Origin of the sequence: Flavobacterium sp. 2755 (assembly GCF_031455715.1) — a bacterium.
Classification (GTDB): domain Bacteria; phylum Bacteroidota; class Bacteroidia; order Flavobacteriales; family Flavobacteriaceae; genus Flavobacterium.
Map to the genome: position 1 here is coordinate 621,988 of NZ_JAVDTG010000002.1, position 21,990 is coordinate 643,977.

Sequence of the window (21,990 nt, forward strand, 5' to 3'; positions counted from 1 at the left end):
TCTTTTAAACACACAACATAATGAATATAGAAGAATTTGGTTTTGAAACTAAAGCCATACGTACACATTTAGAAAAAACACAATTTCAGGAACATTCAACTCCTTTGTATTTATCATCAAGTTTTATATTTGAAGATGCAGAGGATATGAGAGCTTCTTTCACAGAAGAAAAAGTCCGCAATATTTACTCCCGTTTCAGCAATCCAAATACAACAGAATTTGTAGACAAAGTTTGTGCAATGGAAGGTGCCGAAGCCGGTTATGCTTTTGCAACTGGAATGGCAGCAATATACTCTACGTTTGCTGCATTGTTAGAATCTGGAGATCATATTGTTTCTGCAGGAAGTGTTTTTGGATCAACGCATGCATTATTCATGACGTATTTTCCAAAATGGAAAATTGAAACTTCTTATTTTGATATCAATAAACCGGAAACAATTGAAAGTTTTATTAAACCAAATACTAAAATTCTATATGCTGAAACACCAACAAATCCTGGTGTAGATGTTGTTGATTTGGAATTGTTAGGCCAAATCGCAAAAAAGCATAATTTGATTTTAATAATCGACAACTGTTTTGCGACTCCATATATTCAGCAGCCTATTAAATACGGTGCGCATATCGTAATTCATTCAGCAACAAAATTAATAGACGGACAAGGTCGTGTTTTAGGAGGAGTTGCAGTTGGAGAAGCGGAGTTAATTCGTAAAATATACTTGTTTTCAAGAAATACCGGTCCGGCAATGTCACCATTTAATGCATGGGTTTTGTCAAAAAGTTTAGAGACTTTGGCTGTTCGTGTAGACAGGCATTGTGAAAATGCTTTAAAAGTGGCTGAATTTTTAGAAAGTCATCCAAACGTAAACAGTGTGAAATATCCGTTCTTGAAATCACATCCAAAATATGAAATTGCCAAAAAACAAATGCTTTTAGGCGGTAACATCATTGCGATCGAAATTAAAGGCGGTCTTGAAGCAGGAAGAAAATTTTTGGATAAGATTAAATTATGCTCTCTTTCGGCAAATATTGGTGACGTAAAAACGATTGTAACGCATCCTGCATCAACAACGCACAGTAAATTATCTGAAGAAGATCAATTAGCTGTTGGAATCACACAAGGTCTGGTTCGCGTTTCTGTAGGTTTAGAAACCGTAGCAGATGTAATTGCTGATTTAAAACAAGCGCTGGATTAAATAGTTTAGATTTTAGACTTTAGATTATATAATGACGATTTTTGACTGTAAATTTATTACTGTTAAAAATCGTCATTCTTTTTTGATGGTTATTTGAACAAAAAATATATTTTTGTTTTCGTTATAAATTTAAATCCATTATAATCAATTTAATAAACCACCAAACCATGAGTAACTCTACTTATATTCTTGATGAAAAATTATTGGCATCTAACGGAAGCCGATTCATAAACTATCTTATAGACATTGTTGCCATATTTTTTTTAATTTTTGTTTTTGGTATTGTTATGGCCCTTTTAGCAAATCTTTTTAATCTAAGCGGATTGCTGTACTGGCTGGGAAATATGAGTGATTTTGAAGGACAAATTCTTTTTATTTTTATTGCTGTTTTTTACTACACTTTTACGGAGGGAGTTTTTGGAAGAACATTAGGCAAATTTATTACAGGAACTGTTGTAGTAGATGAAAATGGCGAAAAACCTTCTTTTGGAACGATCTTTAAAAGAACATTCTGTCGATTTATCCCTTTCGAAGCTTTTTCTTTTTTGGGAAGCAGAGGCTGGCATGATTCAATTTCTGATACTTATGTAGCTAATAAAAAAGATTTGGAGAAAGAAGTAAAACTGTTCCACGAATTCAATTTAATAGGAAACACCGAACTAAATTGATAGAATAAGTAGAATATAATTCTGTACTGTTATTTTTCTCATTTAAAAAGCCTATTTTTGTTGCAGAATAATATGAAGCTTGTTTATTTTAGAAATAATCTAAAATTTACAGTCTGAAATCTAAAATTTAAAGATGCTTTCAAAGAAAACAAAATACGGAATTAAAGCTTTAACCTATTTAGCCAGACGAGAAAATAACGAACCTGTACAAATAGCCGAAATTGCAAAAAGTGAACATATTTCGATAAAATTTCTGGAAAGTATTTTATTATTATTGAGAAATTCAGGGTTTCTTGGAGCTAAAAAAGGAAAAGGCGGCGGATATTATCTGATAAAAGATCCAAAAGATATCAGTATGGCCAAAGTGTACCGAATTCTTGAAGGGCCAATTGCATTGCTTCCGTGCGCAAGTCATAATTTCTACGAAAAATGCGATGACTGCGATGATGAATCTACCTGTGCGGCACGACGTTTAATGACAGAAGTAAGAGATAATACACTTAAAATATTGGAAAGCAATTCTCTGGCTGATATCGCTTTTTAAGTTTAAACCATATAAGTTATATAAGTTCATTTTAGACTTTGCACTTGCGGCATACCTTAATTAAATGAACTTATATAACTTATATGGTTTAAAAAATATTTTAAAAAATCAATTTATATCCTGCCAGGAAAAGCATTACAGCGATGGCATTTCTAAGGAATAAATCCGGTACTTTTCCGCTTAAACTACTTCCTAGGTAAATTCCGGGAAGAGATCCCAATAATAATTGTCCTAAAAGCGCTAAATCTAAATTTCCCATAGAAGCGTGGCCAATTCCTGCAACTAAAGTCAACGGAACAGCGTGAGCAATTTCAGTTCCTACCAAACGAGGCGTTGGCAAAAGCGGATAAAGGAAAAATAAAGTTACAGTTCCTAAAGCGCCGGCTCCAATTGAAGTCAAGGTTACAGTAGCTCCCAGTAAAACTCCAATTCCTACAGTAAGCATATTCTGAGTATGACTTTCGCTATGAAATTTATCTCCAGCATGTTTTTGAGAAAACTTTAAAATTCTGTTTTTAAATATAATAGCAATTGAAGTGAATAATAGAGCCCAGCCCAAACTGTATTTAATTACACGATTAATAGTTTCGATATCCGTTTTAATACTATTTAATATCCATAAAGTCACTAAAGCAGCAGGAACACTTCCTAATGTGAGCCAGCCGGTAATTTTCCAGTTTATATTTCCCTTTTTGTTGTGTACAAATACACCTCCGGCTTTAGTAAAAGCGGCATAAAGCAAATCTGTTCCCACTGCGGTTGTTGGCGGAATATTAAAAAATAATAAAATTGGAGTCATTAAAGAACCGCCTCCAACTCCGGTCAATCCAACAATAAAACCTACTACTAAACCGGCAATTACAAGACCTATTTGAAAATCCATACAAAAAATTTGTCGCTAAAATAATGACATTTTTATAATTATCCTATGGAAATTGTAGAGATTAAGATATATTTATATAACCAAACATTTCAGAGGAATATATTGTTGAAATATGATGTTATAGAGTATTATTTGTGAAATTAATTCAATTATTTGTTTCAACGTGATCCAGAGGAAGTTAAAGGTTTAAAAAAACGAGAATATTTGTTTTGATTTTTAGAAATAAATAGTATTTTTGCAAAGTAATCTATTAACCCGATAGGGTAATAGGTTTTGAAAACAAACAGAATCATTTTAATATGGAAAGAGAACTGAAAATAAATACCGCCGATTCTTTTAAAGAAAAGCTATGGATTGGAATTCCTGTTGTTTTACTAGTAAGTTTATTAACTGTATTAATATACAATCACCACGCTGAATTTTCGTGGAATGGATTTGTAGAGGGATTTAATGAAGAATTTTTGGTGTTTTTCGCCATTGGAGTTTTCGCTCAATTAGTTGACGGAACTTTAGGAATGGGTTACGGAGCAACTTCAACTTCATTTTTATTAGCTTATGGAGTTCCGCCGGTTGTAAGCAGTACGGCAGTGCACGTATCTGAAATGTTTACAACGGGAGCATCGGCACTTTCACATCATAGATTCGGGAATATCAATAAAAAACTGGTAAGGCATTTATTGATTCCGGGAGTTTTAGGCTCAATTACAGGAGCTTATTTATTGTCTGATGTAATTAATGGAGATGTTATCAAGCCATTTATTGCAGTTTACATGATTATTTTAGCAGTTGTCATTATTAGAAAAGCATTGAAAAAAACAATTGTAAAGAAGAAAACGAAAAGATTAGGCGCTTTAGCTGTTTTTGGAGGTTTTATGGATTCAGTTGGTGGCGGAGGCTGGGGGCCAATCGTAACTTCAACATTATTAGGAAGAGGAAGAAATCCAAGATATACAATTGGTTCAGTAAATGCAGCGGAGTTTGCGATTTCATTTGCAAGTGGTATTACTTTTATGCTTTTTGGAGGAATTCATGGCTGGCAGGTAATCATCGGATTAATTTTAGGAGGCGTTATTTCAGCGCCATTAGCGGCATATTTGGTAAATAAAATCAAAAGAAAACCAATGATGGTTGCCGTTGGAATTCTAATTATATTATTGAGTTTAAAAACATTATCTAAATTATTGTAATTCTTTAGATACGGAGAAAGAGATTATGAGTGCGATTATTGTACAAGAATTATTAGAGAAAACAAAAGATTTTTCGCTGGATCAAACGTTAGTTTTTTTAGCAGAAAAATTTCCGGGGAAAGTAATTTTTTCGACTTCTTTTGGACAGGAAGATCAGGTAATTACAGATTTTATTGCAAAAAGCAATACTGATATTACTGTTTTTACCTTAGACACCGGAAGATTATTTCAGGAAACTTACGACGTTTTTCACAAAACATTAAAAAAGTATAAAAGACCTATTGAAGTTTATTTCCCAGAAGCTGCGGCGGTAGAAAATCTTCTAAAAGAAAAAGGACCAAACAGCTTTTACGATTCGGTAGAAAATAGAAAAGAATGTTGTTTTATTCGAAAAGTTGTTCCGTTAAGAAAAGCTTTGGCAGGAAACTCAGTTTGGATTACAGGTTTAAGAGCCGAACAATCAGAAAACAGACAGGATTTACATTTGTTTGAATACGACGGAAACTTCGAAATTATAAAATTCAATCCGTTATTAAAATGGACTTTAGAAGAAGTTGAAACATATTTGCGAGAAAACAATGTTCCTCAAAATGCTTTACATAAACAAGGTTTCGTAAGCATTGGCTGCGCACCGTGTACAAGAGCTATTTTCCCTGGCGAAGATATCAGAGCAGGAAGATGGTGGTGGGAATCAAGCCATAAAGAGTGTGGTTTGCATAGCGCTAAGAAAGAATAAAGAAGTAAGAGGCAAGAAATTAGAATAAAGAACAGAATAAATAGCGTAAAGTTTTAGAGTAACTCACAACTTAAACCTAAAACTTGAAACTAAAAAATATCAAACAAAAAACAATGAGTTCAGTATTAAAAACAAACGCTTTAGAGAGTGAAGCGATATACATTTTCAGAGAAGTAATTTCACAGTTTGACAAACCGGTTTTACTTTTCTCAGGAGGAAAAGATTCTATTACATTAGTGCGTTTGGCGCAAAAAGCATTTTTCCCTGCTAAAATTCCGTTTCCTCTATTGCACGTTGATACGGGACACAATTTCCCTGAAACAATTGCTTTCAGAGATAAATTGGTAGAAGAATTAGGTTTAGAGTTGATCATTCGTAATGTTCAGGATGCTATTGATGAAGGAAAAGTGGTTGAAGAAACTGGGAAATATTCTAGTAGAAACAGCTTGCAGACTACAACACTTTTGGATGCAATTGAAGAATTTAAGTTTGATGCTTGTATTGGAGGTGCACGTCGTGATGAAGAAAAGGCAAGAGCTAAAGAACGTATTTTCTCAGTTCGTGATGATTTCGGACAATGGGACGAAAAAAATCAGAGACCTGAGTTGTTTGATATTTTGAATGGAAAAATTGAAAATGGACAAAACGTTCGTGTTTTCCCAATTTCAAACTGGACAGAATTAGATGTTTGGAGTTATATCGAAAAAGAACATATCGAAATTCCATCCATCTATTTTTCACATAAAAGAAAAGTTTTTTTGAGAGACGGTTTGATCTGGTCGCATTCTCCTTTTGTGTATCAGGAAGAAGACGAACAAATCGAAGAAAGAATTGTTCGCTTCAGAACCGTTGGAGATATGAGTTGTACCGCAGCAGTTGAATCTTACGCCGCAACAATCGAAGAAGTTGTAGGCGAAATTAGAGAATCAACCATTTCTGAAAGAGGAGCCAGAATTGATGACAAACGTTCTGAAGCCGCAATGGAAAAGAGAAAACAACAAGGATACTTTTAATAATTGTTAATGATGAATTGTTAATTGTAAATGCAATTCGGAACGGAATTTTAAAAGTAAAAATCAAGAAAACAAAAACATACAGATTTAATTTTCAGATAAAGTTTTTCAACAACTTGAAACTTGAAACAAAAAAAATTAAACCTGAAACAAAATATTAAGAATGGAAGTTTTAAAAATAGCAACAGCAGGAAGTGTAGATGACGGAAAAAGTACTTTGATCGGGAGATTATTGTATGATACAAAATCATTGACGACTGATAAAATAGAAGCAATCGAAAAAAGCAGTAAACAAAAAGGTTACGATTATCTCGATTTTTCTTTGGCAACTGACGGATTAGTCGCAGAAAGAGAGCAAGGAATTACAATTGATGTTGCGCATATTTATTTTTCGACTGCAAAGAAAAGTTACATTATTGCCGATACTCCGGGTCACGTTGAATATACAAGAAACATGGTTACAGGAGCTTCGACTTCTCAGGTTTCTATTATTTTAATTGATGCCAGAAAAGGAGTAATTGAGCAAACGTACCGTCACTTTTTTATCAATAATTTATTGCGAGTAAAAGAAGTAATTGTTGCGATAAATAAAATGGATTTAGTTGATTATTCTGAAGAAGTTTTCAATAAAATCAAAGCCGATTTTCAAGCTTTAAATGCAAAAAGCACTTTCAAAGAGCAAAACGTAAGTTACATTCCGTTAAGCGCTATCAATGGCGGAAACGTTGTTGATCAGTCAAAAGATATGCCTTGGTATGACGGGCAAACGGTTTTGGAACATTTAGAAGGATTACATGCTCATGATGTATTTGAAGCAGGAAAAGCACGTTTTCCAGTTCAAACCGTGATTCGTCCGAAAACAGAAGAATACCACGATTTTAGAGGTTACGCAGGAAAATTATACGGAAACTCAATCAAAGTTGGAGATGCTGTAACGGTTCTTCCTTCTTTAACCGAATCTAAAGTATCTAAAATTCACTTTTTCGATAAAACATTTGATGAAGCCGTTGCAGGTTCTTCGATCACAATCGAATTAGAAAATGATATCAATGTAACAAGAGGTGACATGATTGTAAAATCATCAGAACTTCCAAAAATTGAAAAAGACATTACCACAACAGTTTGCTGGATGGACAGTAAAAAACTGGTTCCGGGAACTAAATATTTGGTACAACATAATACTAACAGAGTTTTAGCAAAAGTAGAAAGCATTAAAAATACAATTGCGACAGATTACTCAGGAACGACAGAAGCTTCACAATTAGCAATCAACGAAATTGGAGAAGTAACGATCAAATTAAGCAAACCGTTATATTTTGATTCATACAACGAAAACAAATCAAACGGAGCTTTCATCTTAATTGATACAGCAACAAACACAACAGCAGGAGTAGGATTTATTAGGTAAACCTGCGGTAAGCTATAAGCTTTAGGCTGTAAGCTTTTAGCAAAAAACGTATAAAAAGGCATGCAAGAAAGCTTACAGCTTATTGCCTAAAGCCTAAAGCAAGAAAAACACAAAGTTAAAAAGCTTATAGCCTAAAGCTTAAAGCCTAAAGCGTAAAACAAATGGAAAGTTTTAGAACAGAAATAGAAAATCCGGTAGTTCAAAGAGAGATTATCGAATTAGAAAAAAAGATTCACTTATTCCGTGGAGGAAAAATTGATGATGAGCGTTTTCGTAGTCTTCGTTTAGCACGTGGAATCTACGGTCAACGTCAGGAAGGCGTTCAGATGATTCGTATCAAATTGCCTTACGGTAAAGTAACGAGCGAACAATTAGTGCGTATTACTAAAGTTTCTGATGAATATTCTACAGGACGTTTGCACATTACAACACGTCAGGATATCCAGATTCACTATGTGAGTTTAGACAGAACACCAGAACTTTGGGCGGATTTGGCTAAAGACGATATTACGCTTCGTGAAGCTTGTGGAAACACGGTTAGAAATATCACAGGAAGCGAATTAGCGGGTGTAGATGTAAACGAACCATTTGATGTTTCGCCTTATGCTCACGGACTTTTTCAATATCTATTAAGAAACCCAATCTGTCAGGAAATGGGACGTAAATTCAAAATTTCGTTCTCATCTTCAGATGAAGATACAGCTTTGAGTTATTTGCATGATTTAGGATTTATTCCGAAAATCAAAGACGGACAACGCGGATTTAAAATCATGTTTGGTGGAGGTTTAGGATCTCAGCCAGCGCATGCTGAATTGCTTTCAGAATTTGTTCCAGTTAACGAAATCATTCCAACAGCAGAAGGAATTATACGTATTTTCGACAGATACGGAGAACGTGCAAAAAGAATGAAAGCACGTATGAAATTCTTAATCAAAGAAATGGGAAGAGATGTTTTCCTTGACTTGGTTGAACAAGAGAAAAAAGCCATCGCTTTTGAAACATACGAAATTGATACAACCGCTTTTGATGGTCCAATTCCAGAGCCATTATTAGAAGTTCCGCAAGTTACAATCGAAGATACTAAAGCATATGAAACGTGGAAAAATTCGAATGTAATCAAACAGAAACAAGACGGTTATTATGCTATCGGGATCAAAGTTTTATTAGGTGATTTTTATACTGATAAAGCGAGATTATTAGCCGATTTAATTAAAAATTATGCAGCAAATGAATTACGTTTTTCATTGCGTCAAAATATTGTAATACGTCACGTAAAAGAGGCAAATCTGCCTTTCTTTTACCAAGAATTAGCCAAGTTGGATTTTGTTCAGCTAGGATATAATTCAGTTGGAGATATTACGGCATGTCCGGGTACTGATACTTGTAATTTGGGGATTGCAAGTAGTACCGGTATTGCAGAAGAATTAGAAAGAGTTTTAACAGCAGAATATCCTCAGTATTTAAACAACCGCGAAATCGAAATTAAAATTTCTGGTTGTATGAATGCCTGCGGACAACACAATATGTCTGCAATTGGATTCCAAGGAATGTCTATCAATTCAGGAAAACTAGTAGCTCCGGCTTTACAAGTTTTATTAGGTGGAGGAAGATTAGGAAACGGAGCAGGACGTTTTGCTGATAAAGTAATCAAAGTACCGAGTCGTAGAGGTCCTGATGCATTGCGTACCATTTTAAATGATTTTGATGCTAACGGAAGCGGACAAAAATTCCTAGATTATTATGATACAAAAGGAGAGAAATATTTCTATGAAATTTTAAAGCCTTTCGCAGACGTAACTAATTTAACAGAAGCTGATTTTGTAGATTGGGGTAACGCAGACAATTATGTAAAAGCAGTTGGAGTTGGAGAATGTGCCGGAGTAGTGATCGATTTAGTAGCGACATTATTGTTTGAAGCTAAAGAGAAATTGATCTTGGCTCAAGAATCTTTCGACGAGAAAAAATGGTCAGATGCAATTTATCATGCTTACGCAGGATTTGTAAATGGAGCAAAAGCGTTGTTATTGTCAGAAAACCAAAAAACAAATCATCATGCAGGAATTGTAGATTTGTTTGATACTGTTTTTGTTGAAAATAATAAAATCGAATTAAACTCAACTTTTAAAGACTTGGTTTACCAAATCAATAAAAATGAACCATCAGAAGCTTTCGCTAAAGATTATATTGCTCAGGCAGTAGTTTTCTTTGATAAAATCGAAACTTTCAGAGCTCAGGAACTAGAAAATGCTTAATATAAAACCCAAAATAACTTTAGTTGGTGCAGGTCCGGGCGATCCCGATTTACTTACGCTAAAAGCTGTAAAAGCATTGGCTGAAGCAAATGTGGTTTTATACGACGCTTTGGCCAACGAAGAAATTCTGGATTATGCACCCAAAAATGCAATCCGAATTTTTGTTGGAAAAAGAATCGGAAATCATGCTTATACGCAGGATCAAATCAATCAGCTGATTGTTGACAATGCTTTGACTTACGGAAACGTAGTACGATTAAAAGGCGGAGATCCTTTTATTTTTGGAAGAGGCGGAGAAGAAATTGATTTTGCAGAAAGTTTCGGAATAGAAACTATTGTAGTTCCAGGAATTTCATCTGTAGTTGCTGTTCCCGCAAGTCAAGGAATTTCAATAACAAAAAGAGGCGTTTCAGAAAGCTTTTGGGCGATTACCGGAACGACTTCTGATAGAAAATTATCTTTAGATGTAGCTCTAGCAGCACAATCTTCTGCAACCGTTGTGATTTTAATGGGAATGCACAAATTGCCTCAAATCATCGATTTATTTCAAAAAGAAGATAAAGGAAATTTACCCGTTGCGATCATCCAAAATGGAACAACAGCAGAAGAAAAAGTTGGAGTTGGAACAGTAGATTCAATTTTAGAAGTTGTAAAACAAAAAGAATTAGGTTCACCAGCTATTATTGTTCTTGGAGAAGTTGTAAGAGAAAGTAATAAGTTAAAAGGTTTTTACGAAGAATTTCTATCAAAAGAGATAGCAAGATAATAAAACATAGCCCGAGGTTTCAACCTCGGGAACGCATGGATATTTAATTCAATATGCATCAAAAAATCATCTAATTTTGTTTAGATGAAATTAAATTAAAATGGAACAGAACGAATTATATCCCATATTCTTAAAACTTCATAATCTGAATGTTTTAATTGTAGGCGGAGGAAATGTAGGTTTAGAAAAGCTTTCTTTCTTGTTGAAGTCAAGTCCGAATGCAAATGTTGAGGTAGTGGCAAAAGAATTTCATTTAGAAATTAAAGTTTTAGCCGAAAATCATCCTTCGATTACGTTGACAAAATCGAAGTTCAAAAAGAAAATGCTCAAAAAGCGTCACATGGTAATTGCCTGTACAGACGATTTGAAAGTGAATAAAAAGATTTACGAATTATCGAAAAAACGTTATTTGATTTGCAATATCGCCGATACGCCCGATTTATGTGACTATTATTTAGGCGGAATCGTAACAAAAGGAAATGTAAAAATTGCTATTTCAACCAACGGAAAATCGCCAACAACGGCAAAGAGATTGCGAGAGTTTTTCGAAGAAGTAATTCCGGACGATATAAATCAAATGGTTGAAAACCTCAATGAATATCGTAAAACCTTAAAAGGTAATTTTGAAGAAAAAGTGAAGAGAATGAACGAAATAACATCTTCGCTCAAAAATAAAGAGTAACATAACAGAGAAATGAATAATGATAAAAATCATTGTCAGGAGAATAAATTATTCGTTTCTTTGTATTATTAAGAATGATTATAAACAACAACCATAATGATTAAAACAGATATACTTATAATTGGAGCAGGCCCAACAGGTTTATTTGCCGTTTTCGAGGCAGGATTATTAAAATTAAAATGCCACATTTTAGATGCTTTGCCTCAACCAGGAGGACAGCTTTCAGAATTATATCCTAAAAAGCCTATTTATGATATTCCAGGTTTTCCAGAAGTTTTAGCCGGAGATTTAGTTGATGGTTTAATGGAGCAAATCAAACAATTTGAGCCAGGTTTTACTTTAGGAGAGCGTGCAGAAACAATCGACAAACAAGAAGACGGATCTTTCATTGTAACCTCAAACAAAGGAACTAAATTCCACGCGCCGGTTATCGCAATCGCTGGAGGTTTAGGAAGTTTCGAGCCTCGTAAACCACTTATCGAAGATATCGAGTTTTATGAAGATAAAGGAGTAAAATACTTCATCAAAAATCCTGAAAAATTCAGAGATAAAAGAGTTGTAATTGCAGGAGGAGGAGATTCAGCATTAGACTGGTCAATTTTCTTAGCAAACGTAGCTTCAGAAGTAACTTTAATTCACAGAAGAAACGAATTTAGAGGCGCTTTAGATTCTGTAGAAAAAGTACAGGAATTAAAAACAGCTGGAAAAATTAAATTAATCACACCGGCAGAAGTTATCGGAATTAATGGCGCAGAGCACGTAGAATCGTTAGATATCGAAGAAAACGGAGCACACCGTAAAATCGAATGTGATTATTTTATCCCGCTTTTCGGATTAACACCAAAATTAGGTCCAATCGGCGACTGGGGATTAGAAATCGAGAAAAATGCCATCAAAGTAAACAATGCATTAGATTACCAAACTAACATTCCGGGAATCTTCGCAATTGGAGATATCAACACGTACCCAGGAAAATTAAAGTTAATTCTTTGTGGTTTCCACGAAGCAACTTTAATGTGTCAGGCAGCATACGGAATAATCAACCCAGGTAAAAAATACGTATTGAAATATACAACAGTTTCTGGTGTAGACGGTTTCGACGGAACTCGTAAAGAAGCTCCAAAAGCGGTTGTTAAGGCGATTGTTTAATCTGAGATACTAAGGTTCTAAGGGACTAATTTTTATATAGAAAGCTCAAACTTTTAGTTTGGGCTTTTTCTTTTTTAAAACGTAATGGCTTAATCCATATCTTTAATGAAAAAATTGATTTAACTGCTAAAATGAGAAATATAATAATCCTGATCATGGTTTTCTTAAGTTTTTTAACGGGATGCCAAAAAACAAAAAAGGAACCAGTTAAAGCTAAAGTAAAAATCTCTGAAAAAAAGGAAACTGCAAGTCTACCTCATTTGTATGATGATCCAAAACTTGAAAAAGAAAAGGTTTTTATTTATGCTGAAGATGATTACGATTCATTGATATTTTCTAGAAATGAATTGAATAAAATTGAAAAGCTTTTCCCAGTTTTAAAAGCTGAATTTCCTTCAACCCCAAAAGAAGCTTGTTCAATTGAATTATGGGGAAATTATATTGATCAAAACGGAAAAGAGGAAAGTATAACTTTTAGCAGTGAAGCAGGAGAAGATCAATTTTGTTTATTGTATGCCTATTATCTTAAACAAAAAAATGGAGAAGAAAAATTTAAAAAAGAAAGAGAAATTTTAACCCAATCATATAAAGCAATTAATGGGCTTTATTGGAGGCTAAATTACGGAGGGACATATTTTGGTCATCAATATATAAGATTAAATGCTTCTGTAGAATATTCAATTTACCAACTAAAATCAAGCAAAGAATACTACGAAAAGAAATACAATTTTAAAAAGCAAAAAGATTTGTACATCAAAACGTTGAGACAATATGTTTCAGATGAAGAAAGTCAAAATGTATATTATCAGGAAGATCTTGGAAATAATAAAAAAAGAGCCAATGAAAGAGTCAAAGAGCTTCAAGAAAAAATCGATATTTTAGAAAAATTGATTACTAATTATTTCTATTTAAATCAGGTTCAAAATTTTGAAATAACATATTACAGATGAGGTTAAACTTATTGCTATTATTTTAGAATTTTAGCACTTAAAAAAAACTTAGAATCTTAGCATCTTAGAAACTCAGCACCTTAGAAAAAAAACATTTGCAAATCGAAAGCCTATTTCATACCTTTGCACTGTTCTTAAAAATTATTGTCAGTTATCACGAAAGGCGGAGGGATAGACCCGATGAAACCTTAGCAACCCTTTATCATAAAGAAGGTGCTAAATTCTACTTTATACGACATTTTCCAGTATTAAAGATAGATAACACAAATACATACTCGTATTTCTCAAAACTTTTCTCGATAACATATAATATTTACTGAAACAGATTCTGTATCAGGAGCGAATCATTGGCGCATTTTTGCAGTCAATAGTTCCCGCTTTTTGTTGCAATCTTTTGCTTTTTTAAAGAAAAAAATCAAAAGGATTTCCACTTCAATCGGGGCTAATAAGCTGACAATAGTGCATTTTTGGAATTAATGTGAAAAAATATCGAAGGCAAACAGAGCCTTCAAAATTAAAAATAAAAAAAGCTTTGTGCCTTAGCGCCTTAGCGGCAAATACAAGATGGCAATAACAATTCAAGAAGCAATAAAAAAAAATATCCTAATCCTTGACGGAGCAATGGGAACAATGTTGCAACGCTATAATTTCTCAGAAGAAGATTTCAGAGGAGAGCGTTTCAAAGATTTCCCGCATCCACTAAAAGGAAACAACGATTTACTATCCCTAACACAACCACAAGCGATTCACGATGTACACGCCGCATATTACGAAGCAGGTGCTGACATTGTAGAAACCAATACCTTCTCAGGAACGACAATCGGTATGGCCGATTATCACATGGAAGATTTGGTTTACGAGTTAAACTACGAATCGGCAAAAATCGCAAGACAAGTAGCCGATGAGTTTACCGCAAAAAATCCGGAAAAACCTCGTTTTGTAGCGGGTTCAATTGGGCCAACAAACCGTACGGCAAGTATGTCGCCAGATGTAAACGATCCGGGTTACAGAGCTGTAACCTTTGACGATTTACGAATTGCTTACAAAGAACAAGTAGAAGCTTTAATGGATGGTGGCTGTGACTTACTTTTAGTAGAAACAATTTTTGATACATTAAATGCTAAAGCAGCACTTTTTGCAATCGAAGAAGTAAAAGAAGAGCGTAATCTGGATATTCCAATTATGGTTTCGGGAACGATTACAGATGCTTCAGGAAGAACACTTTCTGGACAGACTGTAGAAGCATTTTTGATTTCAGTTTCGCATATTCCGTTATTAAGTGTAGGATTCAATTGCGCTCTTGGAGCCGATTTGTTGAAACCATATTTAAAAACATTAGCACACAATACAAGTTTTAATGTTTCGGCGCATCCAAATGCAGGATTGCCAAATGCATTCGGACAATATGATGAAACACCAGAGCAGACTCAGGCTTTCATCAAAGAATATTTAGACGATAATTTAATTAATATAATTGGTGGTTGTTGCGGAACAACTCCAGATCATATTCGATTAATTGCTGAGGTTGCAAAGGATTATAAGCCGAGAGTTGCGCCGGTAATTGCGTAACTCATGATGAGTTTTTCAATTAATATGAAGAAGATTTTGTTTTTGATTACTTTGATGCTTGTAAGTTGCAATTACACAACAAATACAGTTTTTCAGAAAAGCATTAAATGTAAAGATTGTTTAGTTACAAAAGAAGAAACAGCAGTCGGAATAGCGGAACCTATTTTATTTGAATCGTATGGTAAAGATCAAATAGAAGATCAAAGGCCTTATACAGTAACAATTGAAAATGATTCTATTTGGCATATTGAAGGGACTTTTAATAATATTGGTTTTGGAGGTGTGTTTGATATCAAAATCTCAGCAAAAAACGGTAAGATCCTTTATATGATGCATGGAAAGTAATTAGAATTGAATACTCTTTAAAGAGTTTCGAAGGAATATATATTAATAGCAACAGAATGTATTCGGTTGAAAATTAAAAAGTGGAAGAAAACAAAAGAGATTTAGATAAAATCAAAGGAGTTATAGGAATAGCCCTGCTTGCACTAATATTTCTGTTTAGTATTTTTTCAAATAAGAATGAAAAGAAGTATGATGAAGATGATGCAAATTTAAAAGGGGAAGCTATAGGACTTTCGACTAGATTTAAATATGGACGTAAGGTTACTTATTTACAATATTATTTTTATTTGGATAAAAAAATCATATCAAAAATTTCAGTCGCAAAGTATGATCCAGCACTTTTAAATAAATTTTATAAAGTGAAATATGATTTGAGTGATCTAGAAAAAAATAATCTTATTTTAGAAGAAGAACTACAACCTGACTCGATTACATTAGTCAAAGCGGGTTTTATAAAAACAAAATATTATTTCTATGATGCTGGAGTAACATGTAAATACATAGAAATGTCAAAATGGAAATAAATGTTCCGTAGTACTGCGTGAGGGATAGAAGTGAAAAGCCCACAGCCTGACGAAGGAAGAGCGAGGACTTGTAACGGATAGCCCGGCCGAAGGACACGCCCAAATTAAAATATTGAAAACGAATATACCTACAAGGCTTTAAAAACCTCGCAGGAAAGAAAATAGAATAAAAAACTTAGAACCTTAGTATCTCAGGATCTTAGTAACTTAGAAAGAAATGACAGAAAACAGAAGAGACCTTGTATTATCAGGATTAGAACCATTAATTATTACGCCGGAAAGTGTTTTTGTGAATGTTGGTGAGCGTACGAATGTAACAGGTTCGAGAAAATTCCTAAGATTAATCAAGGAAGAGAAATATGACGAGGCGCTTGATATTGCAAGACAACAAGTAGAAGGAGGAGCACAAATCATCGATATTAATATGGATGAGGGAATGCTTGACGGTGTTAATGCAATGACTAAATTTTTGAATTTAATTGCTGCAGAACCAGACATTTCGAGAGTGCCGATTATGATCGACAGTTCGAAATGGGAAATCATTGAAGCCGGTCTTAAAGTAGTACAAGGAAAAAGCGTCGTAAACTCGATTTCGTTAAAAGAAGGAGAAGAAGCTTTTATTCATCACGCTAGATTAATCAAACGTTACGGAGCAGCGGCAATTATTATGGCTTTTGACGAAGTTGGTCAGGCGGATAATTACGATCGTCGAGTAGAAATTTGTCAGCGTTCGTATGATATTTTGGTGAACAAAGTAGGGTTTCCTCCGCAAGATATTATTTTCGATTTAAATATTTTCCCTGTTGCAACGGGAATGGAGGAGCATAGATTGAACGCTTTGGACTTCTTTAGAGGAACAAAATGGGTTCGTGAAAACCTTCCTCACGCACACATCAGCGGTGGAGTAAGTAACGTTTCGTTCTCTTTTAGAGGAAATGACACGGTTCGTGAAGCAATGCACTCGGTGTTTTTATACCACGCGATTAAAAACGGAATGACGATGGGAATCGTTAATCCGGAAATGTTGACGATTTACGATGATATTCCGAAAGATTTATTAGAACACGTTGAAGACGTAATTTTAGATAGACGTGACGATGCTACAGAACGACTTTTGGATTTTGCTGAGAACGTAAAAGGCGAAGTAAAATCAGATGAAAAAGCAGTTCAGGAATGGCGTTTTGGAACGGTTCAAGAGCGTATTACGCATTCGTTAGTAAAAGGAATTGATGCTTTTATTGAAGAAGATGTTGAAGAAGCACGTTTGGCTGCAACGAAACCAATTGAAGTTATCGAAATCAATTTGATGACGGGAATGAATGTCGTTGGAGATTTGTTCGGAAGCGGAAAAATGTTCTTGCCTCAGGTCGTAAAATCGGCTCGTGTAATGAAAAAAGCCGTTGCTTATTTACTACCTTATATCGAAGCAAGTAAACAAGCCGGAGACAAACAAGGAAACGGAAAAATCCTGATGGCAACTGTAAAAGGTGACGTTCACGATATTGGTAAAAACATCGTTTCGGTAGTTTTGGCTTGTAATAACTATGAGATTGTAGATCTTGGTGTTATGGTGCCTCCGGAAAAAATTATTGCCGCTGCGATTGAACATAATGTAGACATTATTGGATTAAGCGGATTAATTACACCTTCGCTTGACGAGATGGTGTATTTGGCTAAAGAATTAGACAAACAAAATATTAAAATCCCGATTATGATTGGTGGGGCAACAACTTCACGCGCGCATACAGCCGTGAAAATTGCACCTCAATACAGAGAAACTGTAATTCACGTAAACGACGCTTCGAGAGCCGTTACTGTTGCAGGAAACTTGTTGGATCATAACCGAAAAATATACGCAAGCGATATTCGTGCAGAATACGATTCTTTTAGAGAAACATTTTTGAATCGTTCAAGAGATAAAAACTTCCTGACGATTGAAGATGCTCGTAGAAATAAATTACCATTGGATTGGTCTGAATATACACCGACTAAGCCAAAAGTAATTGGCAAACAAACCATAGAAATAGAACTGGATGTTTTGGTTCCGTATATCGACTGGACGCCATTTTTTCAGACTTGGGAATTGTACGGAAAATATCCGGCAATTTTAACGGATGAGGTTGTGGGAGAACAAGCAACTTCTGTTTTTGCTGATGCTCAAGCGATGCTTAAAGTAATCTTAGAGGAGAAAAAGCTAAAAGCAAAAGGTATTTACGGAATTTTCCCTGCGAATCAGATTGATGATGACGATATCGAATTACGCGATGAAAACGGAAAAGTTTTGGAGAAATTCTTAACGCTTCGTCAGCAGTCGCAAAAAACAAAAGGTGCACCAAATATCGCTTTAGCCGATTTTATTCTGCCAAAAGAAAGCGGAATAGAAGATTATATGGGTGCTTTTTGCGTAACAACTGGTTTTGGTGTAGACGAATGGGCGGCGGAATACGAGAAAAATTTAGACGATTACAATTCGATTATGGTGAAAGCGCTTGCCGATCGTTTTGCTGAGGCTTTCGCCGAATATCTTCACGAGAGAGTTCGTAAAGATTTTTGGGGTTATGATTCAGAAGAATCTTTAACCAACGAAGAATTGATTAAAGAAAATTATAAAGGAATTCGTCCGGCGCCAGGTTATCCGGCTTGTCCAGATCACTTGGAGAAACCAACGATTTGGAAGCTTTTAAATGTAGCCGAAGAAATTGGAGTTACCTTGACAGAAAGCATGGCGATGTGGCCGGCTTCATCAGTTTCTGGATATTATTTCGGAAATCCAAAAAGTAGGTATTTCGGACTCGGAAAAATAAAAGAAGATCAGGTAGTAGATTATGCTAAACGACGTAATGTTCCAACTGATTATGCCATGAAATGGTTAAACCCTAATATAGCAGACTAATAAAAGTTATTTTGGTTTCAGGTTTCAGGTTTCAAGTTCTCTACAGCAACTTGAAACTTGAAACCTAAAACTTGAAACAAAAAATAAAAAATGAAAGTAACAGAGCATATAGAAAACGCCAAAGGAAAAACATTATTCTCATTTGAAATTATTCCGCCTCAAAAAGGGAAAAGTATTCAGGAATTATACGATAATATTGATCCGTTAATGGAGTTTAAACCGCCATTTATTGACGTAACAACCTCTCGCGAAGAGTATATTTATATTGATAAAGGAAACGGACTTTTAGACAAAAAACTGACTCGTATGCGTCCGGGAACGCTTGGAATCTGCGCTTCTATAAAACATAAATACAATGTAGATACGGTTCCGCATTTGCTTTGTGGCGGATTTACACAAGAAGAAACAGAATATATGCTTGTTGATTGTCAGTATTTAGGAATCAATAATGTAATGGCGCTTCGTGGTGACGCGATGAAAGACGAACAATCTTTTGTACCGAAAGCAGGAGGAAATCATTACGCAGTTGATTTGGTTCGTCAAATCAAAGATTTAAATTGTGGAAAATATCTGCACGAAGTGATGGATATTGATAATAAAGCGGACTTTTGTATTGGTGTTGCAGGTTATCCTGAAAAACATTTAGAATCACCTTCTTTACAATCAGATTTAAAAAGATTAAAAGAAAAAGTGGATGCAGGAGCAGATTATGTGGTAACACAAATGTTTTTTGACAACTCAAAATATTTTGCCTTTGTAGAAAAAGCAAGAGAAATGGGGATAACAATTCCTATTATTCCTGGAATTAAGCCAATTGCTGTTCAAAGACATTTACAAGTTTTACCGCAAATTTTCAGAATCGATCTTCCAGAAGATTTAATCGATGCGGTTGATAAATGCAAAAATAATGCTGAAATCAAACAAGTCGGAATCGAATGGGCGATTCAGCAATCATTAGAATTAAAAGCAGCTGGCGTTCCGTTTTTACATTATTATTCAATGGGTAAATCGGAGAATATTCGCCAGATAGCGAGTCAGGTTTTTTAAGGTCATTGCGAGGACGAAGCAATCTCACGCTGCATATTTTTGTTAGTGCGGTTGCTTCGTTCCTCGCAATGACAAACGAAGCTTGGAATTTGGATTTTTTTAATTTGGAATTTAACTTTTACAATCATGAGACAAGAAGAACTACAAGCCATAGCCTCGCAATTAAAACATCCATCGGGAGAAAAAGGAATCGAAATGGGGAATATGATGAACGAAACGAACATCAATATGACAAAACATTCGATTCAAAACCTCAATATCTCCAAAGAAAATAAAATTCTGGAATTAGGTCACGGCAACGCTGGCCACCTAGAATTTTTATTCGATCAAGCAGAAAATCTGAAATATTACGGCTTGGAAATGTCGGAATTGATGTTTCAGGAAGCACGCCAAATCAACAGAAATTTTGTTTCTCAAAAACTAGCTTTCTTTTCACTTTACGACGGAAATACTATTCCGTTTGAAAACGGATCTTTCGATAAAATATTTACCGTAAATACCATTTATTTTTGGCAAGAGCCAGAGAAATTGCTTTTAGAAATTTACAGAGTTTTAAAATCAAGCGGAAATTTTTGTTTGACATTTGCTCAGGAAGATTTCATGAAGCAACTTCCGTTTACGCAATTTGAATTTGAGCTTTACAGTTCTGAAAAAGCACAAAAACTAATTGAGAAAACGCCTTTTAAAATTGTTTACATGGAAAGTCAGACAGAACAAGTAAAAAGCAAAACAGGCGAACTTGCTGAAAGAGTTTTTACCACAATTGTTTTGGAGAAGTAACAAAGCGGTTTTTTGGCAGTCTTTTTTTGTGTACTTTCATTCTTCATTATTAATCTTTCTGAATTATAATCCTTATTAAATTATGGAAGTTAAAAAAATCAATTTTTTACAGAATTACAGCAGTATACTTTTACTTCTTGGGGGTATTATAGTTGGGAGTATTTTTGGATTAGTGTTTGGAGAGAAAGTTTTGGTAATAAAACCACTTGGTGACATTTTCCTGAATTTACTTTTTACCGCTATTATTCCACTTATATTTTTCACGATTGGTTCTTCCATTGCTAATCTGGAAAGAACAGAAAAACTAGGAAAACTGTTTGTGATTATGATACTGGTTTTTTTAGGGACAATTCTTATTTCAGGAATTGTAATGATTTGTGCTGTGTACCTTTTTCCAATTCATCAGGATATTGCGATTACCAAAGTTCCATTTGAAAAGATTGAATCAGGATCAGCTGGAGATCAAATTGCGAAACTGCTTACGGCAAATGATTTCTTCGAACTATTGTCGCGAAAAAGTATGCTGGCATTGATTATTTTCTCCTTTTTAATTGGCTTTGCAACATTGCAGTCGGGAGAAAAAGGAAAGGCTTTTAAGAGCTTTCTGGATTCCGGAAACGAGGTTATGAAACAGCTATTAAACATCATAATGAAATTTGCGCCAATTGGTTTGGGAGCATATTTTGCTTATCAAGTTGGTATTTTTGGTCCGCAGTTGTTTGGTGTTTATGCAAAACCTATGGCGGTTTATTATGCGGCCTGTATTTTCTATTTCTTTGTGTTTTTTAGTTTATACGCACTAGTCGCTGGCGGAAAAAGAGCTTTTAAAGTTTTTTGGAGTAATAATATCACGCCTTCATTAACAGCAGTTGGAACTTGCAGCAGTATTGCAACGATTCCGGCAAATCTGGATGCTGCACAAAAAATGGGAATCCCGTCGCATGTTCGCAATTTGGTCATTCCGCTTGGTGCACCTTTGCACAAAGACGGATCGAGTATGTCATCCATTTTAAAAATAACCTTTTTGTTTGCTATGTTTGGCAAAGATTTTACAGATCCAATGACTATTCTTCTGGCTTTAGGAATTACTGTAATAGTTTCAATAGTCGAAGGAGGAATTCCAAACGGAGGTTATATTGGCGAAATATTGGCCATTACCGTTTACGGTTTCCCAATGGAACAAGCACTTCCAGTTGCTATGATTTTGGGAACTTTGGTTGATCCAATTGCCACTTTACTAAACGCAAACGGTGATGTAATCTGCTCGATGATGGTTTCGAGATTCTCCGAAAAAACCAAGTGGTAGCTTCGGTATAAAAATTTTCCTTTCAAAAATAATTCTTAAAATAACTTTATCTCGCATGTAAAGGCTTCGACTTCGCTCAGCCTGACAATGACGCT

The 21,990-nt window shown here is 34.7% G+C and carries 20 protein-coding genes and 1 riboswitch; of the genes, 19 read left to right on the plus strand and 1 reads right to left on the minus strand.

What is annotated here, in order from left to right; all coding sequences use genetic code 11:
* The first annotated feature begins 20 nt into the window (after positions 1–20).
* The 3 genes from J2Y38_RS06475 (at position 21) to J2Y38_RS06485 (ending at position 2,405) form a co-directional block, all read left to right on the plus strand.
* Positions 21–1,193, plus strand: coding sequence for an aminotransferase class I/II-fold pyridoxal phosphate-dependent enzyme (locus J2Y38_RS06475; protein WP_309840713.1), 1,173 nt, complete (start codon positions 21–23; stop codon positions 1,191–1,193).
* A 167-nt stretch (positions 1,194–1,360) separates the two neighbouring features.
* Entirely contained in the window at positions 1,361–1,861 is a 501-nt protein-coding gene (locus J2Y38_RS06480) for an RDD family protein (protein ID WP_309840715.1), read from the plus strand.
* A gap of 133 nt (positions 1,862–1,994) precedes the next feature.
* Entirely contained in the window at positions 1,995–2,405 is a 411-nt protein-coding gene (locus J2Y38_RS06485; protein ID WP_012023576.1) for an Rrf2 family transcriptional regulator, read from the plus strand.
* 100 nt (positions 2,406–2,505) lie between these two features.
* On the opposite strand, the gene J2Y38_RS06490 is transcribed toward J2Y38_RS06485, so the two are convergent.
* Entirely contained in the window at positions 2,506–3,288 is a 783-nt protein-coding gene (locus tag J2Y38_RS06490) for a sulfite exporter TauE/SafE family protein (RefSeq protein ID WP_309840719.1), read from the minus strand.
* 299 nt (positions 3,289–3,587) lie between these two features.
* Here J2Y38_RS06490 and J2Y38_RS06495 point away from each other — a divergent pair, with 299 nt between their 5' ends.
* The 16 genes from J2Y38_RS06495 (at position 3,588) to J2Y38_RS06570 (ending at position 21,895) form a co-directional block, all read left to right on the plus strand.
* Positions 3,588–4,475 (plus strand): sulfite exporter TauE/SafE family protein, encoded by an 888-nt coding sequence (locus J2Y38_RS06495; RefSeq protein WP_073483324.1) that lies wholly within the window; start codon positions 3,588–3,590, stop codon positions 4,473–4,475.
* Positions 4,476–4,500: 25 nt separating this feature from the next.
* Entirely contained in the window at positions 4,501–5,211 is a 711-nt protein-coding gene (locus tag J2Y38_RS06500) for a phosphoadenylyl-sulfate reductase (protein WP_309840722.1), read from the plus strand.
* Between the two features lie 113 nt (positions 5,212–5,324).
* The gene (cysD, locus tag J2Y38_RS06505; RefSeq protein WP_309840724.1) at positions 5,325–6,224 is read left to right on the plus strand and encodes a sulfate adenylyltransferase subunit CysD; all 900 of its coding nucleotides are present in this window, start codon (positions 5,325–5,327) and stop codon (positions 6,222–6,224) included.
* A gap of 163 nt (positions 6,225–6,387) precedes the next feature.
* Entirely contained in the window at positions 6,388–7,632 is a 1,245-nt protein-coding gene (locus J2Y38_RS06510; protein WP_309840726.1) for a GTP-binding protein, read from the plus strand.
* 161 nt (positions 7,633–7,793) lie between these two features.
* The gene (locus J2Y38_RS06515) at positions 7,794–9,884 is read left to right on the plus strand and encodes a HEPN domain-containing protein (protein WP_309840728.1); all 2,091 of its coding nucleotides are present in this window, start codon (positions 7,794–7,796) and stop codon (positions 9,882–9,884) included.
* Positions 9,877–10,650 (plus strand): uroporphyrinogen-III C-methyltransferase, encoded by a 774-nt coding sequence (cobA, locus tag J2Y38_RS06520; protein WP_309840729.1) that lies wholly within the window; start codon positions 9,877–9,879, stop codon positions 10,648–10,650. The genes J2Y38_RS06515 and cobA overlap by 8 nt, the downstream gene beginning before the upstream one ends.
* Positions 10,651–10,750: 100 nt before the next feature.
* The gene (locus tag J2Y38_RS06525; RefSeq protein ID WP_309840730.1) at positions 10,751–11,332 is read left to right on the plus strand and encodes a bifunctional precorrin-2 dehydrogenase/sirohydrochlorin ferrochelatase; all 582 of its coding nucleotides are present in this window, start codon (positions 10,751–10,753) and stop codon (positions 11,330–11,332) included.
* Positions 11,333–11,428: 96 nt separating this feature from the next.
* Positions 11,429–12,481 carry an NAD(P)/FAD-dependent oxidoreductase gene (locus J2Y38_RS06530; RefSeq protein WP_116750931.1) on the plus strand — a complete coding sequence of 351 codons (1,053 nt, stop codon included), beginning with the start codon at positions 11,429–11,431 and terminating at the stop codon, positions 12,479–12,481.
* Between the two features lie 131 nt (positions 12,482–12,612).
* The gene (locus J2Y38_RS06535; RefSeq protein WP_309840733.1) at positions 12,613–13,431 is read left to right on the plus strand and encodes a hypothetical protein; all 819 of its coding nucleotides are present in this window, start codon (positions 12,613–12,615) and stop codon (positions 13,429–13,431) included.
* Positions 13,432–13,579: 148 nt separating this feature from the next.
* Positions 13,580–13,696, plus strand: a riboswitch (SAM riboswitch).
* A 299-nt stretch (positions 13,697–13,995) separates the two neighbouring features.
* A complete protein-coding gene (locus J2Y38_RS06540; RefSeq protein WP_309840735.1) occupies positions 13,996–15,000 on the plus strand; it encodes a homocysteine S-methyltransferase family protein in 1,005 nt (334 codons plus the stop codon).
* Between the two features lie 24 nt (positions 15,001–15,024).
* Positions 15,025–15,345, plus strand: coding sequence for an NTF2 fold immunity protein (locus J2Y38_RS06545; protein ID WP_309840737.1), 321 nt, complete (start codon positions 15,025–15,027; stop codon positions 15,343–15,345).
* Between the two features lie 80 nt (positions 15,346–15,425).
* Entirely contained in the window at positions 15,426–15,869 is a 444-nt protein-coding gene (locus tag J2Y38_RS06550) for a hypothetical protein (RefSeq protein WP_309840739.1), read from the plus strand.
* A 217-nt stretch (positions 15,870–16,086) separates the two neighbouring features.
* Entirely contained in the window at positions 16,087–18,762 is a 2,676-nt protein-coding gene (metH, locus tag J2Y38_RS06555; RefSeq protein ID WP_309840741.1) for a methionine synthase, read from the plus strand.
* 90 nt (positions 18,763–18,852) lie between these two features.
* Positions 18,853–19,809 (plus strand): methylenetetrahydrofolate reductase [NAD(P)H], encoded by a 957-nt coding sequence (metF, locus tag J2Y38_RS06560; protein ID WP_095928056.1) that lies wholly within the window; start codon positions 18,853–18,855, stop codon positions 19,807–19,809.
* Between the two features lie 126 nt (positions 19,810–19,935).
* Positions 19,936–20,589: a class I SAM-dependent methyltransferase gene (locus tag J2Y38_RS06565; RefSeq protein ID WP_309840744.1), complete on the plus strand. Its 654-nt coding sequence runs from the start codon at positions 19,936–19,938 to the stop codon at positions 20,587–20,589.
* An 82-nt stretch (positions 20,590–20,671) separates the two neighbouring features.
* Complete coding sequence (locus tag J2Y38_RS06570; protein ID WP_309840746.1) at positions 20,672–21,895, plus strand: dicarboxylate/amino acid:cation symporter; 1,224 nt, start codon at positions 20,672–20,674, stop codon at positions 21,893–21,895.
* Positions 21,896–21,990: the final 95 nt, after the last annotated feature.